This is a genomic window from Streptomyces sp. NPDC107581 (assembly GCF_055657175.1).
Map to the genome: position 1 here is coordinate 15,710 of NZ_JBVKBH010000021.1, position 20,587 is coordinate 36,296.

Annotated in this window: 15 protein-coding genes and 2 pseudogenes; 6 read left to right on the forward strand and 11 right to left on the reverse strand. The window is 73.3% G+C overall.

What is annotated here, in order from left to right:
- Nucleotides 1–28 precede the first annotated feature (28 nt).
- Nucleotides 29–1,012, forward strand: a complete 984-nt coding sequence (locus ACZ7P3_RS37560) for a polyphosphate kinase 2 family protein (protein WP_472088698.1) — start codon at nucleotides 29–31, stop codon at nucleotides 1,010–1,012.
- Nucleotides 1,013–1,051: 39 nt separating this feature from the next.
- Complete coding sequence (locus tag ACZ7P3_RS37565; protein WP_472088700.1) at nucleotides 1,052–3,775, forward strand: cation-translocating P-type ATPase; 2,724 nt, start codon at nucleotides 1,052–1,054, stop codon at nucleotides 3,773–3,775.
- A 125-nt stretch (nucleotides 3,776–3,900) separates the two neighbouring features.
- On the opposite strand, the gene ACZ7P3_RS37570 is transcribed toward ACZ7P3_RS37565, so the two are convergent.
- On the reverse strand, nucleotides 3,901–5,244 hold the full coding sequence (locus ACZ7P3_RS37570; RefSeq protein ID WP_472088702.1) for a diacylglycerol/lipid kinase family protein: 1,344 nt from the start codon (nucleotides 5,242–5,244) through the stop codon (nucleotides 3,901–3,903).
- Nucleotides 5,245–5,414: 170 nt separating this feature from the next.
- On the opposite strand from ACZ7P3_RS37570, the gene ACZ7P3_RS37575 reads away from it, so the two are divergent.
- A complete protein-coding gene (locus ACZ7P3_RS37575; protein ID WP_472088704.1) occupies nucleotides 5,415–6,257 on the forward strand; it encodes a patatin-like phospholipase family protein in 843 nt (280 codons plus the stop codon).
- A gap of 278 nt (nucleotides 6,258–6,535) precedes the next feature.
- Here ACZ7P3_RS37575 and ACZ7P3_RS37580 read toward each other — a convergent pair whose 3' ends face one another.
- The 7 genes from ACZ7P3_RS37580 to ACZ7P3_RS37610 all read right to left on the reverse strand — a co-directional run bounded on the left by ACZ7P3_RS37580 (nucleotide 6,536) and on the right by ACZ7P3_RS37610 (nucleotide 15,829).
- Nucleotides 6,536–7,852, reverse strand: a complete 1,317-nt coding sequence (locus tag ACZ7P3_RS37580) for an ABC transporter substrate-binding protein (RefSeq protein WP_472088705.1) — start codon at nucleotides 7,850–7,852, stop codon at nucleotides 6,536–6,538.
- Nucleotides 7,849–8,853: a hypothetical protein gene (locus ACZ7P3_RS37585; protein ID WP_472088706.1), complete on the reverse strand. Its 1,005-nt coding sequence runs from the start codon at nucleotides 8,851–8,853 to the stop codon at nucleotides 7,849–7,851. Before ACZ7P3_RS37585 ends, ACZ7P3_RS37580 begins: the two co-directional genes overlap by 4 nt.
- Nucleotides 8,850–10,619, reverse strand: coding sequence for a VWA domain-containing protein (locus tag ACZ7P3_RS37590; RefSeq protein ID WP_472088708.1), 1,770 nt, complete (start codon nucleotides 10,617–10,619; stop codon nucleotides 8,850–8,852). Before ACZ7P3_RS37590 ends, ACZ7P3_RS37585 begins: the two co-directional genes overlap by 4 nt.
- A 47-nt stretch (nucleotides 10,620–10,666) precedes the next feature.
- Nucleotides 10,667–12,928, reverse strand: a complete 2,262-nt coding sequence (locus ACZ7P3_RS37595) for a serine/threonine-protein kinase (RefSeq protein WP_472088709.1) — start codon at nucleotides 12,926–12,928, stop codon at nucleotides 10,667–10,669.
- Entirely contained in the window at nucleotides 12,925–14,619 is a 1,695-nt protein-coding gene (locus tag ACZ7P3_RS37600) for a S1 family peptidase (RefSeq protein WP_472088710.1), read from the reverse strand. Before ACZ7P3_RS37600 ends, ACZ7P3_RS37595 begins: the two co-directional genes overlap by 4 nt.
- Nucleotides 14,620–14,699: 80 nt before the next feature.
- Nucleotides 14,700–15,161 (reverse strand): TIGR03668 family PPOX class F420-dependent oxidoreductase, encoded by a 462-nt coding sequence (locus ACZ7P3_RS37605; RefSeq protein WP_472088711.1) that lies wholly within the window; start codon nucleotides 15,159–15,161, stop codon nucleotides 14,700–14,702.
- Nucleotides 15,162–15,178: 17 nt separating this feature from the next.
- Entirely contained in the window at nucleotides 15,179–15,829 is a 651-nt protein-coding gene (locus ACZ7P3_RS37610) for a phosphoribosyltransferase (protein WP_472088713.1), read from the reverse strand.
- 334 nt (nucleotides 15,830–16,163) lie between these two features.
- Here ACZ7P3_RS37610 and ACZ7P3_RS37615 point away from each other — a divergent pair, with 334 nt between their 5' ends.
- The 3 genes and pseudogenes from ACZ7P3_RS37615 to ACZ7P3_RS37625 form a co-directional block, all read left to right on the forward strand.
- A complete protein-coding gene (locus ACZ7P3_RS37615) occupies nucleotides 16,164–16,904 on the forward strand; it encodes a polysaccharide deacetylase family protein (protein WP_472088812.1) in 741 nt (246 codons plus the stop codon).
- The gene (locus ACZ7P3_RS37620) at nucleotides 16,819–17,259 is read left to right on the forward strand and encodes an SRPBCC family protein (protein WP_472088714.1); all 441 of its coding nucleotides are present in this window, start codon (nucleotides 16,819–16,821) and stop codon (nucleotides 17,257–17,259) included. The genes ACZ7P3_RS37615 and ACZ7P3_RS37620 overlap by 86 nt, the downstream gene beginning before the upstream one ends.
- Before the next feature lie 116 nt (nucleotides 17,260–17,375).
- Nucleotides 17,376–17,591: pseudogene (locus ACZ7P3_RS37625) on the forward strand (hypothetical protein); the annotation flags it as partial.
- 46 nt (nucleotides 17,592–17,637) lie between these two features.
- On the opposite strand, the pseudogene ACZ7P3_RS37630 reads toward ACZ7P3_RS37625, so the two are convergent.
- The 3 genes and pseudogenes from ACZ7P3_RS37630 to ACZ7P3_RS37640 all read right to left on the reverse strand — a co-directional run.
- Nucleotides 17,638–17,840: pseudogene (locus ACZ7P3_RS37630) on the reverse strand (DUF4158 domain-containing protein); the annotation flags it as partial.
- A 1-nt stretch (nucleotide 17,841) separates the two neighbouring features.
- Nucleotides 17,842–18,993 carry an XdhC family protein gene (locus ACZ7P3_RS37635; RefSeq protein ID WP_472088715.1) on the reverse strand — a complete coding sequence of 384 codons (1,152 nt, stop codon included), beginning with the start codon at nucleotides 18,991–18,993 and terminating at the stop codon, nucleotides 17,842–17,844.
- Nucleotides 18,994–19,043: 50 nt separating this feature from the next.
- Complete coding sequence (locus ACZ7P3_RS37640) at nucleotides 19,044–20,501, reverse strand: NCS2 family permease (RefSeq protein ID WP_472088717.1); 1,458 nt, start codon at nucleotides 20,499–20,501, stop codon at nucleotides 19,044–19,046.
- Between the last annotated feature and the right edge of the window lie 86 nt (nucleotides 20,502–20,587).

Genomic DNA, 20,587 nt, shown 5'->3' on the forward strand with positions numbered 1-20,587 from the left:
CTTGCCCTGGCGACCGGAGAATGGGCGTGTGGACGAGCGAACCGCGCGTATCGCGGACTTCATCGAGCCGCTGCGGGTGGCACCGGGCTCCAAGGTGCGCCTGGGCCGGGACTTCGACCCCCGCTACCGGGCCGGTCTGAAGAAGCGGGACGGCGTGGAGCTGCTGCGCAGCGGGGTGGCCCTGCTGGCCGAGTACCAGGAACGACTGGCCGCCCAGGACACCTACGGCGTCCTGCTGTGTCTGCAGGCACTCGATGCCGGGGGCAAGGACGGCACGATCCGGCACGTCATGAGCGGCGTCAATCCGCAGGGCGTGAAGGTGAGCAGCTTCAAGGTGCCCTCCGCCGAGGAACTGGACCACGACTACCTGTGGCGCTACGGACGGCGGCTGCCGACGCGCGGCGAGATCGCCATCTTCAACCGCTCGCACTACGAGGAGGTCCTCGTCGTCCGTGTGCACCCCGAGAACCTCGTCCGGCAGAAGCTGCCGGACAGCGCGCGCGGACCCGACGTGTGGGAGCGGCGCTACCGCGAGATCAACGACTGGGAGCGCTACCTCACGGGCAATGGGTTCAAGGTGGTGAAGGTCTTCCTGAACCTGTCCGAGGAGGAGCAGCGCATCCGCTTCCTGAAACGGATCGACCTGCCGGAGAAGAACTGGAAGTTCTCCGCGGCCGACGTCCGGGAAAGGCGCCACTGGGACGAGTACCAGCGGGCGTTCTCCGAGATGCTCTCCGCGACCAGCACGGCTTGGGCCCCCTGGTACGTCGTACCGGCGGACCGGAAGTGGTTCGCGCGTATCTGCACGGCGGCGGTCCTCGCGCACACCCTGATGGACATCGACCCGCGCTACCCCGAAGTGAGCGAAGAGGCGCGCAAGGATCTGCAGATCGCCCGACGGGAGCTGGAGCAGGAGGCGCCCCCCGGTGCCGCGGCGGAGCACACGGCGGCGGACGGCGCGGACGACGCCAGCCGAGGGCGGACGAAGGGGAAGAAGCACGGCCGGGACTGACGTCCCGGGGCGCGGCCGACCCCGATCGGAGGCAGGGCGATGACGGTCCAGTCGGATTCCGTCGGCGCAGGGTCCGGGGCGGCGCCGCAGGCCTGGTACACACGATCCGCCCCGGAGGTCGTGGCGGCGTTCGGTGTCGATCCGGCGGTCGGCCTCTCCGCGGCCCGGGCCGGCGAACTGCGGGCCGCGCACGGCCCGAACGCCCTGCCCGAGGAGAAACGGACCCCGGGCTGGCGCCGGTTCCTCGTGCAGTACCGCAGCTACATGCAGCTCGTGCTGGTGGCCGCGGCGGTCGTCTCGATGCTCATCCGGGAGTGGGCCACCGGAATCCTGCTGATCGTGCTCACCCTGCTGAACGCGGTCGTCGGCCTGCGCCAGGAGGGCAAGGCCGAGAGCGCGATGAACGCGCTGAAGTCGATGCTGGAGGCCACGGCGCGGGTGCGCAGGGACGGCGTGGAGGCCGAGATCCCCGCGGAACAGCTCGTCGTCGGCGACATCGTGCTCATCGCCGCGGGCGACCAGGTGCCGGCGGACGGCCGCATCGTCGAGGCCAGCGCCCTGCAGATCGACGAGTCGGCGCTCACCGGGGAGAGCGTCCCGGCCGCGAAGGACGCCGTCGCGGTGCCGGGCGACCGGCTGCCGCCCGGCGACCAGACCGACATGGCGTTCATGAACACACCGGTCACCCACGGCAGCGGTGTCCTCGTCGTCACCGCCACCGGAGCCGGCACCGAACTGGGCAAGATCTCCGGGATGCTGTCGGCCACCGAGAAGGAGGTGCCCCCGCTCACGAAGGAGCTGGACACCCTGACCTTGTGGATCACCGGGGCGGCGGGACTGACCATGATCGTGATGTTCGCCCTGGGGCGGAGCCGCGGCCAGGCCTGGGACGCGCTGTTCGTCAGCGCGGTCTCCCTCGCCATCGCCGCCATCCCGGAGGCCCTGCCGACCGTGACCCAGGCGATCCTGTCCGTCGGCAGCCTCAACCTGGCGCGGCGGAACGCCATCGTGAAGGAACTGCCGTCGGTCGAGACGCTGGCCTTCACCTCGGCGATCAACTCGGACAAGACCGGCACCCTGACGATGAACCAGATGACGGCCGTGGAAGTGCTCACCCCCACCGACCGGTACAGCGTCTCGGGCACGGGCTACGGGCTGGAGGGGAGGATCCACCACGCGGCGGGCTCGTCCGCGGGCATCGAGGACGCGATCCTGCCCTACGTCGTGGCCAGCGACGCGAAACTGGTGGACGGCGAGGTGGTGGGCGACCCGACCGAGGGCGCCCTGCTGGTGCTGGCCCACAAGGCGGGCCTGGACACCGACGCCAGCAGGGAGCGTCTCCCGCGGCTGGCCACCCTGCCGTTCGACCCGGCCTACAAGCTGATGGCCACCTTCAACTCGGCGGTCGACGCCTCCGGCCGGCCGGTGGTCCGGTGCTTCGTCAAGGGCGCGGCCCCCGCGGTGACGTCTCGGGCGACCGGCGCGCTGGGTGCGGACGGGAGTGTTCCGTGGGACGCCGAACTGGAGCGCCGGGCGCAGGAGCAGACCGAGCGGATGGGAGGCGAAGGGCTGCGGGTGATGGCCGCGGCCACCCGCGATCTGGACCAGGCGGCCTTCGATCCGGAGGCGGACCTGCTCGGGTACGTCACCGGGCTGCAGGTGACCAGCCTCGTCGCCATGGTCGATCCGCCCCGCGCGGAGTCGAAGGCCGCCGTAGCGGACGCCCGCGCCGCACACATCAGGGTCCGCCTGGTGACCGGCGACGACGTCACCACCGGAGCGGCCATCGCCCGGCAGATCGGCATCCCCGGAGAGGCCGTGCTCGGCGCCGACTTCGCCGCCCTGAGCGAGGAGGAGCAGCTCGCCCGCATCGACGGCATCGGAGTGGTGGGGCGGGTCGCGCCGGAGCACAAGGTGCTGCTCGCCGAGACGCTGAAGAAGAGGAACCACGTCGTGGCGATGACCGGGGACGGCGTCAACGACGCGCCCGCCATCAAGGCCGCCGACATCGGCATCGCCATGGGCAGCGGCACGGACGTGGCGAAGAACGCCGGCCGCATGATCCTCTCCGACGACAACTTCGCCACCATCGTGTACGCGGTGGAGCAGGGCCGTACGATCTACGACAACCTCACCAAGTACATCCGGTTCGTGCTGCTCCTGCTGGTCACCTTCGTCCTGACGTTCCTCGGGGCGACCGTCCTGGACATCGCGGCGGGCGAGCCGTTCACCCCGCCGCAGGTGCTGTGGATCCACTTCGTGGTCAACGCCTCCTTCGGCTTCGCGCTCGGCTTCGACCGGCAGAGCCCCGGACTCATGCTCCGCAGGCCGCGTCCGCGCGGGGAGTCGGTCCTCACCCGGCCCGTGCTGGTCACCGTCGGGCTCGCCGGGCTGGCGATCACCGTGGTCCTGCTCGGGCTGATCAAGCTCGGCCAGGCACTCTTCGACAGCGTCGCGATCGGTCAGTCGGTCGCGTTCACCGCCTTCGCGCTGTGTCTGATCGTCGCCGCGTTCGAATGCCGCAGCGAGACGGAGTCCGTCCTGACACCGTCCACGTTCGACAGCAAGCAGATGAACTGGGTGGCCCTCGCCCAGATCGTGCTCGCCGTGCTGGTGACCCAGCTGGACGGCTTCCGCCACCTCCTCGGGACGACCCAGATCAACGCACGGCAGTTCGGCTGGGCACTGCTGTCCGCCCTCGCCCTGCTGTTCGTGTGGGAACTGGGCAAGTTGCTGGCCCGCCGGTTCAGGGGGGCGGGGTGAGCAGGCCCGGGCCCAGGAGCCCTGGCCCGAAGAGCCCGCCCGGACCCGGGAAGCCCTGACCCGAGAGGTCCTGGCCCGAAGAGGCCTGACCCGAAGAATCCCGGCCCGGCCGGCCCTGACCGGGCTCAGCCGCTGTCGCGTCCTGCCGCGGCGCGGCCCATCGTCAGGGCCAGGCGCCGCACCCTGCGCCAGTCCATCGGCGGGGCGGGGCGCGGCGCCCCTGGACGGTGCCGCGGCACGCGTACACGCAGGGCGCCGGGCTCGACACGGCAGTGCACAGGAGTCGGCAGCATCAGGGCCTCGCCGTCGACGCCGACCGGGATCTCGGACGCGTCGGCGTCGACGACGACCTCCCGGGCGGTGACGGCGGTCAGTCCCCGGCTGCGCTCACCGAGCAGCAGCAGCTCCGTCGCCTCCGCCGCGGTGCCGACCTCGACGACCAGCACCCCCAGCCGGCCGGAGTCCAGCCGCTTCCGGCGCCCCAGGCCCGCCGAGTCGCCGGTCAGGTAGGGGTTGTTGCTCACCAGGACGGCCTGGGGATCCTCCGGTACCCGCGCACCGGCACGCACCGTCAGATGCGCGCCGCTGTGGCGGGTCAGCAGGTCCGGCAGCATCTCCAGGGTGGTGCGGGCCTTGTCCTCGCGGTAGGCGGGACTCTGCACGACGGCCGCGTACACCCCGAACGAGGCGTTGTTGACGAAGACCAGCTCCGTACCGCCGTCCGAGGGCCGCCGCCCGGCGCGGATGCGGCCGAGGTCGACGCGGAGTTCGAGGCCGTCGGTCAGCGCGTCCAGGCACGTCGAGGGGTCCTGCCGGTCCAGGCCCAGGTCCATGGCGAAGTGGTTGCGGGTGCCCGCGCTGATCACCAGGAAAGGAACGTCGTGCTCCGCGGCCACGCCGGCCACCAGGGCCTGCGTACCGTCGCCGCCCGCGACCCCGAGCAGGTCGGCCCCCCGCCCCACGGCCCGTCGCGCCAGCTCGGCCACGTCCTGGTGGCGGGCGGGGTCGAGTACGACGACCTCCGCGCCCAGGGCCCTGGCCCGCTCGGCCAGACGGAACTTCTCGACCTTTCCGCCGCCGGAGCGCGGATTCATGATCAGGAAGGGCCGGCGTGCCCGGCCGGCCGAACGCTCCGGCATCCTCCGTGCGCTGTCGTCGGCCAGCGCGGCCCTGCCCGCGGACACGGCCAGCGCCCACAGGCCGAGCGAGACCAGCACGACCCACAGCAGACCGGCGGTCGCGTACCAGGTGAGGACGGTGAGCGGCGCGGCGAGCACCAGCAGTACGGCCAGCGCCCGCAGCCATCCGGTACGGCTCAGCATCCACCAGACGCCGGCCGCCGTGAGCACCAGCCCGGCCGCTCCCACCGCCACCAGGACGAGGCTGCCGAGCCCGGCGAAGACCAGCAGCACCGCCACCGCCGCCGCACCCGCCAGCAGGGCCAGACGAGCGGTCCAGCGCCTGTTCATGGGGCAGCCTCCCGTTCCATGGGTGCCGGCTTCCAGATCAGGCTACGAGCGGCCATGCGGCACGGCATGTCCGAAACGGAACCGTCCGCGCGCCCTCGTGGTGCTCCTGGGATTACGGCCACCCCGTCCGGTGTAGTTTCCGGTGGATCACGGTCTACCAAGGAGCTGGGATGACGGAGGCATTGGTGCTGGGCGCGGGCGGCGTGGGCGGGATCGCATGGATCACCGGGCTGCTGGCCGGGCTCGCCGACACCGGGCAGGACGTGACCGGAGCCGATCTGCTGCTCGGGACCTCCGCGGGGGCGACCGTCGCGGCGCAGGTGGGCAGCGGTGTGGGCCTGGAGGAGTTATACGCCCGGCAGGTGGATCCGGCGTTGCAGACCGCCGAGATCACGGCCGTGATGGACCTGCGGAAGTTCGCCGAGGAGGTCGGCGCCGCGACCGCGTCCGTCGCCTCGGTACCGGAGCTGCGGCGTGTGGTGGGGCGGGGGGCGCTGGCGGCACGGACCGTGCCGGAGGCGCGGCGCCGGGCGGTGATCGCGTCACGGCTGCCCTCCCACAGCTGGCCGGAACGGGCGCTGAAGATCGTCGCGGTGGACGCCGAGAGCGGGGAGCCGAGCGTCTTCGACAAGGACTCCGGGGTGCCCCTGGTCGACGCCGTCACGGCGAGCTGTGCCGTGCCGGGGGTGTGGCCGCCGGTGACGATCGACGGACGCCGGTACGTCGACGGGAACGTGCGCTCCATCGCCAACGCCGACTACGCGGGCGGCGCGGAGCGGATGCTGGTCGTGGTGCCGATGGGGACCGTCGAGCCGTTCCCCAGCGAGCAGCCGGTGGAACGGGTCGTGGAGGAGATGCGCGCCGAGGGCGTCGAGGTGGTGCTCGTGGCGCCGGACGAGGCGTCCCGGGCGGCGATGGGCGACAACGCGCTGGATCCGGCCACCCGCGGCCCGGCCGCCGAGGCGGGCCGGGCGCAGGGGCGGGGGCTGCGGCTGCCGTGGAACAGGGACTGAGCCGACCGCCGCGGGCCCGCGCTCGTCGTTTCTCGTCCCCGGCCCGCGCCCGTCGTCTCGTCCCGGGCCCGCGCCCGCCATCTCGTCCCGGGCCCGCGCCCGTCGTCTCGTCCCGGGCCCCGCTCCTCGTCTCGTACCGGCCCGTGCCCCCGGTCTCGTCCCGGGCGGTGCGGCTCGCCTCCCGTCGTGTCGTGCCGTGTCGTGTCGTCTCGTCCCGGCTCGCGCCCCTCATGTCGTCCCGGCCGCGCCCCTCGTCCCGTGCCGGCCCGCGCCGCCGCTCAGGGGTCGCGGTCGCAGACCGACGGCAGCCAGGTCAGTTCCTTGTCGCTGCGCAGGCTGTCCAGGTTCTTCAGCAGGCCGTCGAGATCGTGGGTGTCGGCCAGGTAGTCGATGGTCGCCTGGGCGAAGGCGTCGCGGACGGCGGGCGGCATGGCGTCGGAGGCGTCGAAGCAGTGCACCGCGTCGGGGGTGAGGAAGGTCCTGGCCAGGGAGCGGTGCCAGCCGGCGGTGGAGTCGTCGGCGGGCGCCGCCTCGGCGTTCACGGAGAAGCCGGACTTCTTGGCGTTCCAGGCCTGCTGGGCGTCGGGGGAGGCGAGGTGGCGGATCAGCTGCCGCGCCTGCGGGGTGGCGTGCAGCAGGGCCACCAGATCGCCGGAGACCTCCCAGGTGTTCTCGGCGGTCGCGTGGGGGATCAGCCGGGACGAGGGCTCGTAACCGCCGTGCACGTCCTTCCAGGGCTGGTAGGTGCGGACGAAGGACGCCTGGTGCTCCAGCGTGCACTGCGGTGGGTCCTCGGTGACCAGCTCGGACACCTTCTGGTACTCGGTCCGCAGGGCGCGCAGGACGAGGTCTCTGGGCCCTCCGGCGCCCACCATGTCCCGCCAGGTGGTCCAGGCCCGCCTCACCTGCTTCGACTGCCAGGACAGCTTGCCGCGCGCCCAGAGGTCGTAGGTGCGCGCGCCGTACTGCTGCAGCAGGATGTCCTCGATCCAGTCGGTGCCTGGCCAGCCGCTGGTGGCGCCGGAGCCCATGCCGAGGCACCACTGGTCCGGCTGCCGTGCGGCCTGCCGGAGCTGCCGCTCCTCGGTGAGGCGCCCGGGGTGCCAGACGATGCTCTTGACGTCGGCGTTGAGCGGGAACCAGTACACGTGCCCCTTCAGGTGCGTGGCCCAGGACTCGCTGAAGTCGCCCTGCGGAACGAGTCCGTCGAGCGGTTCGAGTTTCTTCTGGGCCGCGTAGGCGGCGAGTTCGCCGGGGCCGGTGAGCACCACGACGTCCGGCGGTGTGCCGGCCTCGACATCGGCACTCAGTACCTGGCTCTCGGCGGAGCTGCCCTGGTAGTCGACGTGGACGTGGTACTTGCGCTCGAAGGGGGCGATGACCGCCTCGCGGAAGTACCGCGCGTCCTTGTCCGTCCAGTTGGCCAGCAGGGTGACGGTCGGTTCCCGCCCGAGGGTGCGTACGCCCACCACGACGGCCGCCGCCAGCACGGCCAGGCAGCTCGCCACCACGGTGAGCGTGCGCACCATGCGGCGCGAGGGACGGCGCCGGGTGCCGGGGGCGGCCGTCGCGGGGCCGCTTCCGGGGGTGCTCACCGCGGCCTGAACCGGTAGTCGTTGATGTGCTGCCGCAGACCCGTCTCGGTCAGCGCCATGAGCACGATGCCTCCTATCACGATCCATGCCGAGGCCGCCGCGCGCAGGCCGGTGTGTGCCAGGTACGAGGCGGCCTCGGGCCCCGCGGCCGTGCCGGCCGTCCCGGCCACCACCTGGTCGAGCAGGCCGCGGGTGTGTGTCATGCCCTGGTGGGTCCACACCGTGAACAGCACGAGGACGGCGAACCCCGCGGCCAGCAGCGCCCCCGCGCCGATGAGTTGACGGTTGTACCTGCGCCGGAAGCGGCGACGCAGGAAGAGCTGGGTCTCGACCAGGGCCGCGCCCAGGGCGAGGACGAGCAGCGCCGTCACGCTCCAGCCGAGCCACAGCAGCCGTCCGAAGGAGGTCTGCCGCCCGACCACGGCCTGCTGCTGGGTCTGCAGCAGCTTGAGGCGGTCCTCGATGCCGGTCTCCTTGGCGCTCAGCATGCTGGTCGCATAGCTCAGGTAGGCGTCCCGCAACAGGCTTCCGCCGGGCTGCAGTTGGGCCTTCTGGACCATTCCGGTGTACCCGGTGATCAGCCCGGCGGCCGTCTGCAGGGCCTGCCGGTCCGAGGGGCCGCCCACGTCGTCGGCGGCGGCCACGGCGAGGCTCTGGGCGGCCACCGAGATCTGCTTCTGGAACTCGCTGGTCGACGGGAAGGGACCGGTCGCGTTCGTCTGTGCGTCACGCAGCGCGGACAGCGCGGTGTCGATGGCGACGACAGCGGGGGCACTGGAGGTGCGCAGCGGGTCGGCGTCCGCGTGCACGCCCTCGTAGGAGAGGAACAGGGTCAGGGTCAGCAGGGCCGACAGGGCCAGCAGCAGCCGACGGCGCACGGAGAGGTCGTACGCGGTCGTGCTGGCCCCCTCCGGCGGGCGCCGCCCGGCGCCCAGGGGGCGGCCGAGGAGGCGGGGCAGGGGGGCCGGGTCGCGCAGACCCGCACCGGTGCCGGCCCTCATGAGGTCGCCTTCAGCAATCGCCCGCAGTCGCCGCCGCAGTACATGGAGTCCGCCGGGCCGATCCATGCGCAGTCCGGGCACTCGATGAGTTCGTCGGTGCCGGCCGGGACCGGTGGGCCGGGCAGGACCGGCAGGCCGGCCACGGGCGGACCGGCCCCAGGCGAACCGGGCTCGGGTGAACCGGGCACGGGCGCCCCGGCTGCGGGTGTGCCGGCGGCCGGCGGTCCGGCGGCCGGCGGCTGTGGTGGGGTGGTCATGGCGCTGGAGAGGATCAGGTGCTGCCAGTCGACGTCCTTGAGACCGTCGCGGACCCGGCCGGTGCCCGGCGCGGCCTCGACCCGGCGCAGCGCGTCCAGCAGCGGGGTGTCGCCCAGTTCGGCGGCGAGCGCCAGTGCCCGGGCGAGCTCCCGGTCCGCCGTCGCCCGGCCCTCCGCGCGCCGCAGCCAGGCCCGGTAGGCCCGGGCGACGGCGGCGCTCGCCTGCTGATACAGCTCGTGGCGGCGGACCCCGGGATGCTGCCGGGAGGCGTCGAGCGGATTGTCGGTCCAGCGGACCAGGATCGGCCGTGGCGCGGGCAGCCGTACCGTGCGTCCGAAGTCGGGTACGACGAGGTCCACGGCGGCGAGCTGGAGGTCCTCGCCGATCTCGCGTCCGGTCGGGTCGGCGGCCAGGACGACCTGGAAGTGCCGGGTCTCCTCGCCCCAGGCCCGGGTGACGTACTCGGCTCCGCGTTCGCCGAACCCGTCACCGGCGGCGAGGAGTTCCTGCTCGTTCGGTACCACCTGCTTGACCTGGCGGATCACCGTGCCGGGGGTCGGGGTGAGCTTGATGCGCAGCTCGGGCACGGCCGTGCCGAGCAGTCCGCCGACCAGTTCCTCGTACGCGCCGGGCAGTTCGGACTCGCGACGGACCGCGGCGGCCCGGCCGTGCAGCCGCCGGGTGATGCGCAGCAGGAGGTCGGCGTCCCAGTCCTCGCCGATTCCCCAGGCGTCGCAGACGAACCGGCCCTCGCAGGCGTCGAGGACGGTGTCCAGCGGGCTGGCGCTGCGGTGGTCGTGCTCGTTGCGCCCGTCGGTGAGCAGCAGGACGTGCTTGATCGGCGCGGACTGCTGTCTGAGCAGTCGCCGGGCCAGGTCGAGCCAGGTGCCGATGGCGGTGCCGCCGTCCGCCTCCAGGATCCGTACGGCGCGTTCGGCGGTCTCGCGCTCGGCGGGCCCGGCGACGGCCATCACCGTACGTTCGGGCCCGGGGTGGACCACGGTGGCGTCGAACCGGCCGGAGAGCACGGCGAAGGCGGTGCCCTCGGGCAGCAGCCGGATCGCGGCGGCCGTGGCGTCCTTGGCCGCGTGCAGTTTGGCGGCCGGGTGGAGCATGGAGCGGGAGGTGTCGACGATCAGCACCTCGGCGAGGGCGGGTCCGGAACCGTGCGCGGGACCGGGACCGTGGGTCGGCCCGGGACCGTGGGCCGGCCCGGTGGCGATCCCCGGGGCGCCGTCGCTGCTGACCCCGATCTCCAGGATGGCGTGCATCTCGCGGTCGTGCGGCAGCCCGGCCGCGGCGGGCACGGCGGGAAGTTCCCGCTGCTGCCCGACCGCGAGGGTCACCACGACGCCCGCCCCGGCGCCCTCCGCGCTCTCAGCGCTCTCAGCCTTCGCGGAGTTACCGACGTTCTCCGCGTGCCCGGCGTTCCCGGTGTTCCTGTGGTTCCCGGTGTTCCCTGCGTTCCCTGCGTTCCCTGCGTTCCCGGAGTTCCCGGCCACGCTCATGGCTGCGTCCCCCTCGCTTCCCTCCGGCTCGTGCGTGCTGTGTGCGCTCAGAACGTCGTCATCGGCCGCACGGCGTGCGCCAGGTCGAGCAGCCGGCCGTGTTCGCCCGCGGTACGCGCCTGTGCCGCCAGATGGCGGAAGGACTGCTCCAGCAGCGCGCGCAGGGTGTCCTCGGCGCCGGAGCCGAACAGGTCGCCGGCGGGGAACTCGGGCCCCCAGCCCTGCTCGGGGCGGCAGTGCAGGGCGTTCTCCCGGACCTCCGCGACCAGCCGGGCCCGTGACTCGCCGTCGGCGGCGCCGCCGTCCAGGTGCAGTTCGGGCAGCCGCCGGTCCGCGTCCCGCAGGTCGGCCACCGACGGGGGGCTGCCGTGCAGGATGCCGGCGCGGATGCGGACGGCCGCGATGCGTGCGGCGTCGTAGTGGCGGGAGGTGGAGGGGACGTCGTCGAGGACGCGTACGGCCGCGTCCCGGTCGCCGGCGGACAGATGGCCGCGGGCCAGGCCGAACGCGGCGGCCGTGTGGGCGAAGTTCCGTGCCCACACCGCCTCGTAGAACCGCATGGCACGGGGTGTGCGCCGGTCGCCGCCGTGCTCGGCGCAGTGGCCGAGGGCGAGCTTGGGCACGTACTCGCCGGGCAGCGCCTGGTAGACGGCCTCGAAGCAGCTGCCGGCGGCCCGCACCTCGGCCCGGCTCAGATGCAGGACGCCGCGGTGCCAGGCGATCCGCCAGTCGTAGGCGGCGGCGCGCTCGCCGAGCTGGGTGGCGGCCTCGGCCAGCCAGCTCTCGGCCTCGTCCTGCGCGCCTCGTCCGAGGTAGGCGCGGCACAGCCACAGCGCGGTCTCGGGGGTGCCGAGCCGGGATTCGCGGGGCCACTGCCGGGCGACCCGGTCGGGTGCGTCGGGCGGGAAGGTGTCCAGCAGCAGGGCAGCGCCGTCGTCGGGGTCGGGGACCGGCTCCGGCAGGGCGCCGGCGGCCTCGGCGGCCGGGGGCGGGGACACGTCCAGACCGGCGGGGCGTTCACCGGGGCGGCCGGTCCAGTGGTCCAGGGAGGGGATCGCGCCGAGTCCGGCGTCGAGGCCGGCCTCGGTGGCGCGGAACCGGGTGGAGCTCTCGGGCAGTTGCTCGCCGAACTGCAGCGAGCGGACCTCGCGCAGTACTTCCCACAGTTGCCGGGACATCTCGGCGGCCGAGCGGAACCGGGCGCGGGGTTCGGCGTGGGTGGCGCGGTCGATGAGGCGGCGGAAGGAGTCGGGGGCGAGGCCGCGGGCCGGTTCGGTGCCCCGGGCCAGGGCCTGCAGGGTCATGCCGACGGTGTAGAGGTCGCTGTCGACGTGCCAGCCGCGGCTGTCGACCTCCTCCTTGGGCGGGGCGAAGGTCGCGGTGTAGACGTAGGCGGATCCGCGGTCGCCGATCGCGCGGACCGCGCCGAGGTCGATGACCTTGACCGCCCGCCCGAAGTGGATGACGTTGGCGGGTTTCATGTCGCAGTAGAGGAGCCCGCGTTCGTGCATGTACTGGAGGGCGCCGAGGATCTTGCAACCGTAGGTGAGGACGTGGTCGAGGCGTGGGCCGCCGTGGAAGATGCGCTCGGCGTCGTCGGCGTCGAAGAGCTGCTGCAGGGAGCGGCCGCCGATGTAGTCCATGACCAGGTAGCCGGTGGGCGAGCCGCCGCCGGTCTCGTGTTCGGCGTAGGTGATGATGCGGACGATGTCGGGGTGGTGCAGGTCGGTGAGCGAGCGGCGTTCCTCGACGGCGTTGCGGCGGGCGAGCGCGTCGTGGACGTTGATCAGCCCCTTGAGGACGACGCGGTAGCCCTCGGCACGGGTGTCCTCGGCGAGGTGGATCCAGCCGAGACCGCCGCGGGCCAGGCAGCCGAGGACGCGGTAGTGGCCGGCGACCGTGTCGCCCTTGTTCAGCTGGGGCAGGAAGGAGTAGGGGGTGCCGCAGCGCGGGCAGCGGCCGGTGGCGCGGGCGGGCTGGCCGCCGTAGCCGATGCCGATGGTCATGGTGCAGCCGAGCGCGCCGCAGCGGCGGCCGCCGGTGGGCGGCCGGGGGTCCTCGACGAGTCCGCCCTCGGGGACCGGGACGTCGGGCAGCCGGACCAGTCCGTGCTGGTCGAGTTCGCCGACGCCGGCGACCGCGTGGGTGGGGTGCGGGCCGGGGGGCTCGTCGGCGCCGGGGCCGGCCGACGGGGGCGGCGGCTCGGTGGACCGCTCGGCCTGCGGTTCCTGGTGCCGGTGTCCGCAGGTGTCGCAGTAGCCGGTGCCCATGATGCGGCCCGCGCAGCCGGGCCGGATGCACGAGGTCATGTGGCGCCCTCCTTCCCGGGTGCCGTGCCGGAGCAGAATGCGATGAACGCCTCGACGGCGCTCTCGGCCCGGTCCACGTCGCAGGGGGTCTGCCGCAGCAGGGACAGGGCGTGTTCGTAGAGCCGGTAGGCCTCCACGACCCGGTCGTCGCCCCGCTCCGCGGCCCGTTCCCTGCACAGCGGCCACTCGGCGGTGATGCGTCCGAGGAGTTCCCCGCGGCGGCGCAGCCGGGCGTCGAGGGCGGAAAGGGCCTGCTCCAGGCGCCGGCGGCGGCGTTCGGCGGCGTCCTCGAAGGTGAACATCAGGTCGGCGCGCCGGGGTTCGCGTTCCCGTTCGGGGGTGTGGGCGACCCAGGCGCGCAGCATCCGGGTGCGCCGTACGCCGGCCTCGGCCCGGTCGAGCAGGGGCCGGGTGCCGGGGTCGGGCAGGACGCGGTCGCACCGCTCGTCGAGCGCGGGTCCCAACTCGTCCACTATGCGGTCGAGTTCATGGTGCAGGCGAGTCCAGCGGGCGCGCAGCGGACGCTGGACGAAGGACTCGGCGGCCCGGGCCGCGCGGCCGCCGCGGCGGCGGAAGACCAGGAGCAGGCGGGCCCCCTGCCGGGCGAGCCGGTCCAGCAGGCCCAGCAGGGCGTCGGGGTCGGCGGCCTGGTCGATGCCGACCAGGACGGCGGTGAGCGGGATGCGCAGGGCGCCGAGCCGTTCGGGCCGGGGGTCGCCGCGGATGCCCAGCCGGCCGGCGATCCGGTCCAGTACCTGATCTGCCGTCAGATCCTTGACGTCCAGGGCGAGATCGTGACCGCCCGCCGGGGGCACGGTCTCGGGCGGGTCATGGCTGAAGGCGCTGGTGTTCTGCTGGGTGCGCAGTTCCCGGTCGGCCAGGGTGATCGCGCGGGTGAGGGTCCAGGCACGGTTGCTGCGGGCGGGGACGACGGTGACGAGCACCGGCCAGCCCTCGCCCCGGAACCAGGAGGCGAGTTCGGTGGCGAAGGGCACGTCGAGCCGGCCCGCGGCTCCCGTCGCGCCGGTGCGCAGCGCCGGGTCGACGGCTTCGGCACCCTCGGTCCAGGCGGCGATCTGCGGCAGATGGCTCAGGATGGTCTCGGTGGGGCTCATGTAGCTGAAGACGGAGCCCGGCCCCTCGTCGACGCTGAGGACGATGCCGATGACCTCGTCGGTGGCGTGGTCGACCACTCCCCCGCCGCTGAAGCCGGGGGCGGCGCGTTCGTCCGGGGTCTGCGGGCGCAGCTGCACCTGGCTGTCCCGGCCGCGGGCCGCGACCAGGGTGGCGCCGTGCCAGCGGCCGCCGTCGTCGCCGTCCGGGAAGCCGTACATGCTCACCGGGCCGTGCGGCGAGGCGAGCCGGTAGAGCCGGGTGGTGTGGTCCGACGGCAGCGGCTCGGCCAGCCGCAGCAGGGCCAGATCGCCGCTGCGGTCGCCGAAGGCGTCCTCCCGCTGGGGTACGTGCTCGTCCGCGCAGGCCGTGGCGGCGACTCCGGGTACGCCGGGCACGCCGACGAAGTGGACGACGTAGGACCGGCCGGGAGGGACGACATGGGCCGCGGTGAGCACCCGGTCGGGGGCGAGCAGCACCCCCGCGCCGAGGACCCGCCCGTCCGGCTCTTCGATGCGGGCGATCCAAGGTGGTGTCCGTAACCGCGACTTGACGGCTCGCTCCCCCGTGCGCGTCATGTCACCCGAGGCTACTCCGCGTGCCCTTCCGGTACTACTGGTGTGCACGGGTTGTCGCGGACGGCCGGGCCTGCACCGCTTCAGGCAGGCGTGCGCGCCTCCCATCCGGTCCACCGCCGTACTGTGACGGTGATCACCGCACCGGCCGGCGGGTGGTCCCGGTACTGCGGGTACTTCGCGCGCAGCAGTTCCACAGCGCTCTCGTAGGCGTGCCGCAGGGCGGGGTCGGCGGCGTCGGGCGGCAGGACGCGGGCCTCGCCGTCGGCGCGGACCCACCACAGGTGGTCCCAGTTCTCGTCGTAGGCGTCCGCGAGCAGGCAGACCGGCGGGTGGGCCCGGATGTTGCGGAGCCGTGCGAGGCGGGTGGTGGTCTTGGGTTTGTGGTCGACGGCGGTCACCAGCCGGTCGGTGCCGTCGGCGGTGTGTGCGGCGAAGACCACCGGCACCTGGTGGGGGCGGCCGGCCGGGCCGACGGTGGCCAGCCGGGCCACCCGGGCCGCGGTGAACCGGCGGCGCGCCTCCGCCTCGGCCAGTTCGGGCATCCTCGCTCCCCGGGTGTTCAGCGGGCGTGCAGCGCGTCGAGCACACCGAGCACGTCGTCGTCGGTCAGCTGCTCGAAGTCGTCGTACCACTGGCCGACGGCGTTGAAGGCGACGGGCCGGTGCGGGCAGACCACCAGGTCGGCCTCGGCGGCGAGCAGGTCGAGGGAGTCCGGGGACCCGACGGGGACGGCCAGGACGACCCGGGCCGGGGCCAGGCGGCGCACATGGCGCAGCGCGGCGCGGGCGGTGGCGCCGGTGGCCAGGCCGTCGTCGACGACGATCACGGTCCGCCCCCCGAGGTCCGGGGGCGGCCGGTCGCCGCGGTAGCGGTGCTCGCGCCGGGCCAGTTCGCGTCGTTCCCGCTCCACGACCGGAGCGAGTCGCTGCTCGGTCAGGCCCAGGTGGTCGAGGGTGTCCGCGTCGAAGAGGGGCGGGTCGCCGGAGGCGAGGGCGCCGACGGCGAACTCCTCGTGGTGGGGGGCGCCGATCTTGCGGACGACGAGCACGTCGAGCGGGGCGTCGAGGGCCCGGGCGACGGGCGCGGCCACGGTGATCCCGCCGCGGGGCAGGGCCAGGACGACGGGGTCGGGGAGTTCGCCCCGCTCGCGCAGGTCGCTCAGCAGGCCGGCGAGTGTCCGTCCGGCCTCGGCGCGGTCCCGGAAGCGCATGGGTTCGTCCTCTCGCCGGGGTGCTCTCACCCCCGCATCGCCACGGAGCTCTCCTCCCCGGCATCGCTGGGGTGCTCTCCTCCCCCGTATCGCCGGGGTGCCGTTCTCCCCGGTACCTCCATGGTGCTACGGCGGCGCGGCCGTGACAGAGCCGCGTTGGCCCCGCCCGACCGCAGCGAGTGCGCTGCACACTGCAGCGCCCCGTCGCACCGGCCGCCCCATGGGAACAGTCGGGGCCTCGAACGGGTGAGCTATACGCTGTGCGTACAGCTCCGACATGCTTTTGTCGACTCCGACCGGGGCGTACCCGGCTCTGCGCCCCGCACCCACCAGGATGCGCAGAGGGGGCCGGAGGCTGCGCCTGGCCGCCCTCGCCTCGGTCGCCGCCTGCCTGGCGCTGACCGTGTCCGGCTGCGGGGAGGTCGACACCACCTCGCGGAGTTCGGTGCGCGCCGAGGCGGCGCACGGGGCACAGGCCCGGTTCGGGACCGTCGACTGCCGCGAGGCCGAGTGCATCGCGCTCACGTTCGACGCCGGCCCCCAGCGAGAACTCGCCGCGGCTGCTCGAGATCCTCAAGGAGAAGAAGGTCCGGCCACCTTCTTCCTGCTCGGCAAGCGGCACATCGAGAAGTACCCCGAGCCGGTCAAGCGGATGCAGGCCGAGGGTCACGAAGTGGCGAGCCACACCTGGGACCACAAGATCCTCACCCGGATCTCCGACCCGCAGATACGCGAGGAGCTGAAGCGGCCCAGCTACGCGACAGAGCGGCTCACCGGGCACAGGCCCACGCTGATGCGCCCCGATCCGAGCCGCCGGCCCCGAGCGACCGGATCCGAGCCCACCGGTCCGAGCCCACGGACCCGAGCCGCCGGACTTGAGCCGCCGGACTTGAGCCACCGGCCTCCAGCGACAGGCCCTGAGTCACCGGGTCGGGTGCGGCAGGGAGCGAACGCGCAGGTGACCGGTGCCGGTTCCCTACGATCGTGCTGTGCCCCTCTTCTCTTTCGAACGTACCGTGCCGCTCCCCCTCGACGAGGCGTGGCGCCGGCTCACGGCGTGGCCCCGCCACGGTGACGTGGTTCCGCTGACCCGGATCACCGTGGACCCGCCCGCGCCGACCGGCGAGGGCACCCGGTTCGTGGCCCGTTCGGGCATCGGCCCCCTCGGCTTCGACGATCCCATGGAGGTCACGCTCTGGTGCCCGCCGCTGGACGGTGAGCCCGGCCTGTGCCGGCTGGAGAAGCGCGGGCGGGTCGTGCTCGGGTGGGCCGAGATCGAGGTCCGGCCGGGGCCCGGCGGTCGTACGCGCGTGGTGTGGCGGGAGGAGCTGCGGATCCGCTTCCTGCCGCGCCTGTTCGACGGCGTCCTGGAGAGCACGGCCCGCGCGGTGTTCGGGCGGGCGGTGAACCGGCTGCTGAGGCAGCCCTGACGGTCCCTGAACCGTAGGGCGCCCGGGGATTGCGCGAGGTCGGGAAGGAGGGCAGGAGCGAAGGTCTCACGTGTGGGACAGCCGGTTCCGGAAGTCCGGACAAAACCCCGACCTCAATGGTCACCGCCTACGACGTACGCACCCCGCTCTGCACCGCCGCCGGCCTCCTCCTAGCCATGACCGCCGTCACGGCGACCATGCCCGGCAACCGCCGCGTCGAGGCGGCGCTGCGTGCCGCCGCCCCGGCCGGTGGTCCAGAGCACCCGGAATCCAGGGATCCCGTTCAGGAGGCTGCCGTTCAGGGCTCCGCAGACTCGTTGAGCCAGTGCTGACCTCAGCTCGGCGTTCCTGGCCTCGGCGCCCCTCGCCGCGGCGCAGGAGCGTCGAGCGCCGCTCGGCGTGCGCTTCACGCACGAGGCGTCCACGGTCCCGAGCCGCCCGGCCAGGTCCTCCACGGCCTCCCACGGCACGGCGCGCGGGTCCTCGCCAAGGAACCGGCCGGCAGGGCGGACCGTGCAGAGCTGCACCGCCGTCCCGAGCCGGTGCGCGTCCGTACGACGCAGCGCGATCAGATCGCGGTCCTCAGGCGACCGACCCGATCCGCGCCGCCGGGCGCGAGGCCGTGTCGTGGTGGATCGGGGTGTGGGCGCCGGTCAGGGACAGCCCGCCGCCGCCGCGCCGGTTGGCGACGATCTCCGCGGCGATGGACAGCGCCGTCTCCTCCGGGGTGCGGGCACCGAGGTCGAGGCCGATCGGGGAGCGCAGACGGGCCAGCTCCAGCTCGGTGACGCCGACCCCGCGCAGGCGCTCGTTGCGGTCGAGGTGGGTGCGGCGGGAGCCCATCGCGCCGACGTAGGCGACCGGCAGCCGCAGGGCCAGGTGCAGCAGGGGGACGTCGAACTTGGCGTCGTGGGTGAGAACGCACAGGACCGTACGGCCGTCGACCCCGGTGCGCTCCAGGTACTTGTGGGGCCACTCGACGACGATCTCGTCGGCCTCGGGGAAACGGGCCCGGGTGGCGAAGACGGGCCGGGCGTCGCACACGGTGACGTGGTAGTTGAGGAACTTGCCCACCCGTACCAGCGCTGACGCGAAGTCGATCGCGCCGAAGACGATCATCCGGGGAGCGGGGACGGAGGACTCCACCAGGAGGGTGAGCGGGGCGCCGCAGCGCGAGCCCTGCTCGCCGATCTCCAGGGTGCCGGTGCGGCCCGCGTCCAGGAAGGCGCCGGCCTCGGCGGCGACCGTACGGTCCAGTTCCGGGTGGGCGCCGAAGCCGCCGTCCCAGGAGCCGTCGGGGCCGACGAGCAGGGCCCGGCCGAGCAGTTCGGCCGGTCCCGTGACGATCCGCGCGACCGCCGCCGCCTCCCCATGTGCGGCGGCGGCCAGCGCGGCCGCGACCACCGGCCGGGCGGGACCGTCCGCCCGGACCGGGGTGACGAGGATGTCGATGATGCCGCCGCAGGTCAGGCCGACGGCAAAGGCATCCTCGTCGCTGTACCCGAAGCGTTCGAGGACGGTTTCCCCGTCTTCGAGCGCCTGCCGGCACAGCTCGTACACCGCGCCCTCCACGCACCCGCCGGAGACCGAGCCGATGGCCGTGCCGTCGGCGTCCACCGCGAGGGCGGCGCCGGGCTGGCGCGGGGCGCTGCCCCCGACGGCCACCACGGTGGCGACGGCGAAGTCACGGCCCTGCTCGACCCACCGGTTGAGCTCCTCGGCGATGTCCAGCATCTCTCGGTCTCCTTACGGGGTTGCGTGAAGAGGGCGTTCCACAGGGCGGGCTAGTGCACGCCGAGCCAGCCCTCGATGGGATGGAGTGCGAAGTAGACGAGGAAGACGACCGTCAGACCCCACATGAAGGCGCCGATCTCGCGGGCCTTGCCCTGGGCTGTCTTGATGGCCACGTACGAGATGACGCCCGCGGCGACACCGGTGGTGATGGTGTACGTGAACGGCATCAGGACCACGGTCAGGAAGACCGGGATGGCGGTCGCGCGGTCGGCCCAGTCCACGTGCCGGGCGTTCATCAGCATCATCGCGCCGATGACCACCAGGGCGGCGGAGGCGACCTCCTGCGGGACGATCGCGGTGACCGGGGTGAAGAACAGACAGGCCGCGAAGAACAGTCCGGTGACGACGGAGGCGAGACCGGTACGGGCTCCCTCGCCGACGCCGGTGGCCGACTCGATGAAGACCGTCTGGCCGGAGCCGCCCGCCACACCGCCGATCGCACCGCCGGCGCCGTCGATGAACAGCGCCTTGGACAGGCCCGGCATACGGCCCTTGTCGTCGGCCAGGTTGGCCTCGGTGCCGACGCCGATGATGGTGGCCATGGCGTCGAAGAAACCGGCGAGCACCAGCGTGAAGACGATCATGCCGACGGTCATCGCGCCGACCTTGCCCCAGCCGCCGAACTCGACGTGCCCGAAGAGCGAGAAGTCGGGCATCGAGACCGCGCCGCCGTGCAGTTCGGGGGCGCCGTTCGCCCACTGCTTGGGGTCGATGACACCGGCGCCGTTCAGGATCGCCGCGACGACGGTGCCGGAGATGATGCCGATGAGGATGGCGCCGGGGATGTTCCGGGCCTGGAGCATGAAGATCAGGAGCAGGGTGCCGGCGAAGAGCAGGACCGGCCAGCCGGCGAGTTCACCGGCAGGGCCGAGAGAGACCGGGGTGGCCTTGCCCTGGTGCACGAAGCCGGCCTTGTAGAAACCGATCAGGGCGATGAACAGGCCGATGCCCATCGTGATGCCGTGCTTGAGCGCGAGCGGTATCGCGTTCATGATCATCTCGCGCAGGCCGGTGACGACCAGCAGCATGATGACCACGCCGTACATCACGCACATGCCCATGGCCTGAGGCCAGGTCATCTGGGGGGCGACCTGCGAGGACAGGACGCCGGAGACGGAGAGGCCGGCGGCGAGGGCGAGCGGCACCTTGCCGACGAATCCCATCAGCAGCGTGGTGAAGGCCGCCGCGAACGCGGTCGCGGTGATGAGCGCCTTCTGGCCCATCGTGTCCCCCGCCACGTCCTTGCCGGACAGGATGAGGGGGTTGAGCAGGAGGATGTAGGCCATCGCCATGAAGGTGGTGATGCCGCCGCGGACCTCTCGCGAGACCGTGGACCCTCTTCTGGATATGTGGAAGTACCGGTCGAGCCAGGACCGCCCGGCCGGGACGCGGCTGCCATCGCCCGCGTCGTCGGCTGCGGTCCTGGGCTCCACTGACTGCTGGGTCATGAGCCATCTCCCAAGGTTCACAGGGGCACCCGTCCAACCGCCTCGGCGGTCACGGGATTTGGGAATGGACGACCCGGGGGACGGCC

Coding starts and splice junctions, on each gene's coding strand:
- ACZ7P3_RS37565 (WP_472088700.1), top strand. CDS start 1,052: ATGACGGTCCAGTCGGATTCCGTCGGCGCAGGGTCCGGGGCGGCGCCG.
- ACZ7P3_RS37570 (WP_472088702.1), bottom strand. CDS start 5,244: ATGAACAGGCGCTGGACCGCTCGTCTGGCCCTGCTGGCGGGTGCGGCG.
- ACZ7P3_RS37575 (WP_472088704.1), top strand. CDS start 5,415: ATGACGGAGGCATTGGTGCTGGGCGCGGGCGGCGTGGGCGGGATCGCA.
- ACZ7P3_RS37585 (WP_472088706.1), bottom strand. CDS start 8,853: ATGAGGGCCGGCACCGGTGCGGGTCTGCGCGACCCGGCCCCCCTGCCC.
- ACZ7P3_RS37590 (WP_472088708.1), bottom strand. CDS start 10,619: ATGAGCGTGGCCGGGAACTCCGGGAACGCAGGGAACGCAGGGAACGCA.
- ACZ7P3_RS37595 (WP_472088709.1), bottom strand. CDS start 12,928: ATGACCTCGTGCATCCGGCCCGGCTGCGCGGGCCGCATCATGGGCACC.
- ACZ7P3_RS37600 (WP_472088710.1), bottom strand. CDS start 14,619: ATGACGCGCACGGGGGAGCGAGCCGTCAAGTCGCGGTTACGGACACCA.
- ACZ7P3_RS37605 (WP_472088711.1), bottom strand. CDS start 15,161: ATGCCCGAACTGGCCGAGGCGGAGGCGCGCCGCCGGTTCACCGCGGCC.
- ACZ7P3_RS37610 (WP_472088713.1), bottom strand. CDS start 15,829: ATGCGCTTCCGGGACCGCGCCGAGGCCGGACGGACACTCGCCGGCCTG.
- ACZ7P3_RS37615 (WP_472088812.1), top strand. CDS start 16,164: ATGCGCAGAGGGGGCCGGAGGCTGCGCCTGGCCGCCCTCGCCTCGGTC.
- ACZ7P3_RS37635 (WP_472088715.1), bottom strand. CDS start 18,993: ATGCTGGACATCGCCGAGGAGCTCAACCGGTGGGTCGAGCAGGGCCGT.
- ACZ7P3_RS37640 (WP_472088717.1), bottom strand. CDS start 20,501: ATGACCCAGCAGTCAGTGGAGCCCAGGACCGCAGCCGACGACGCGGGC.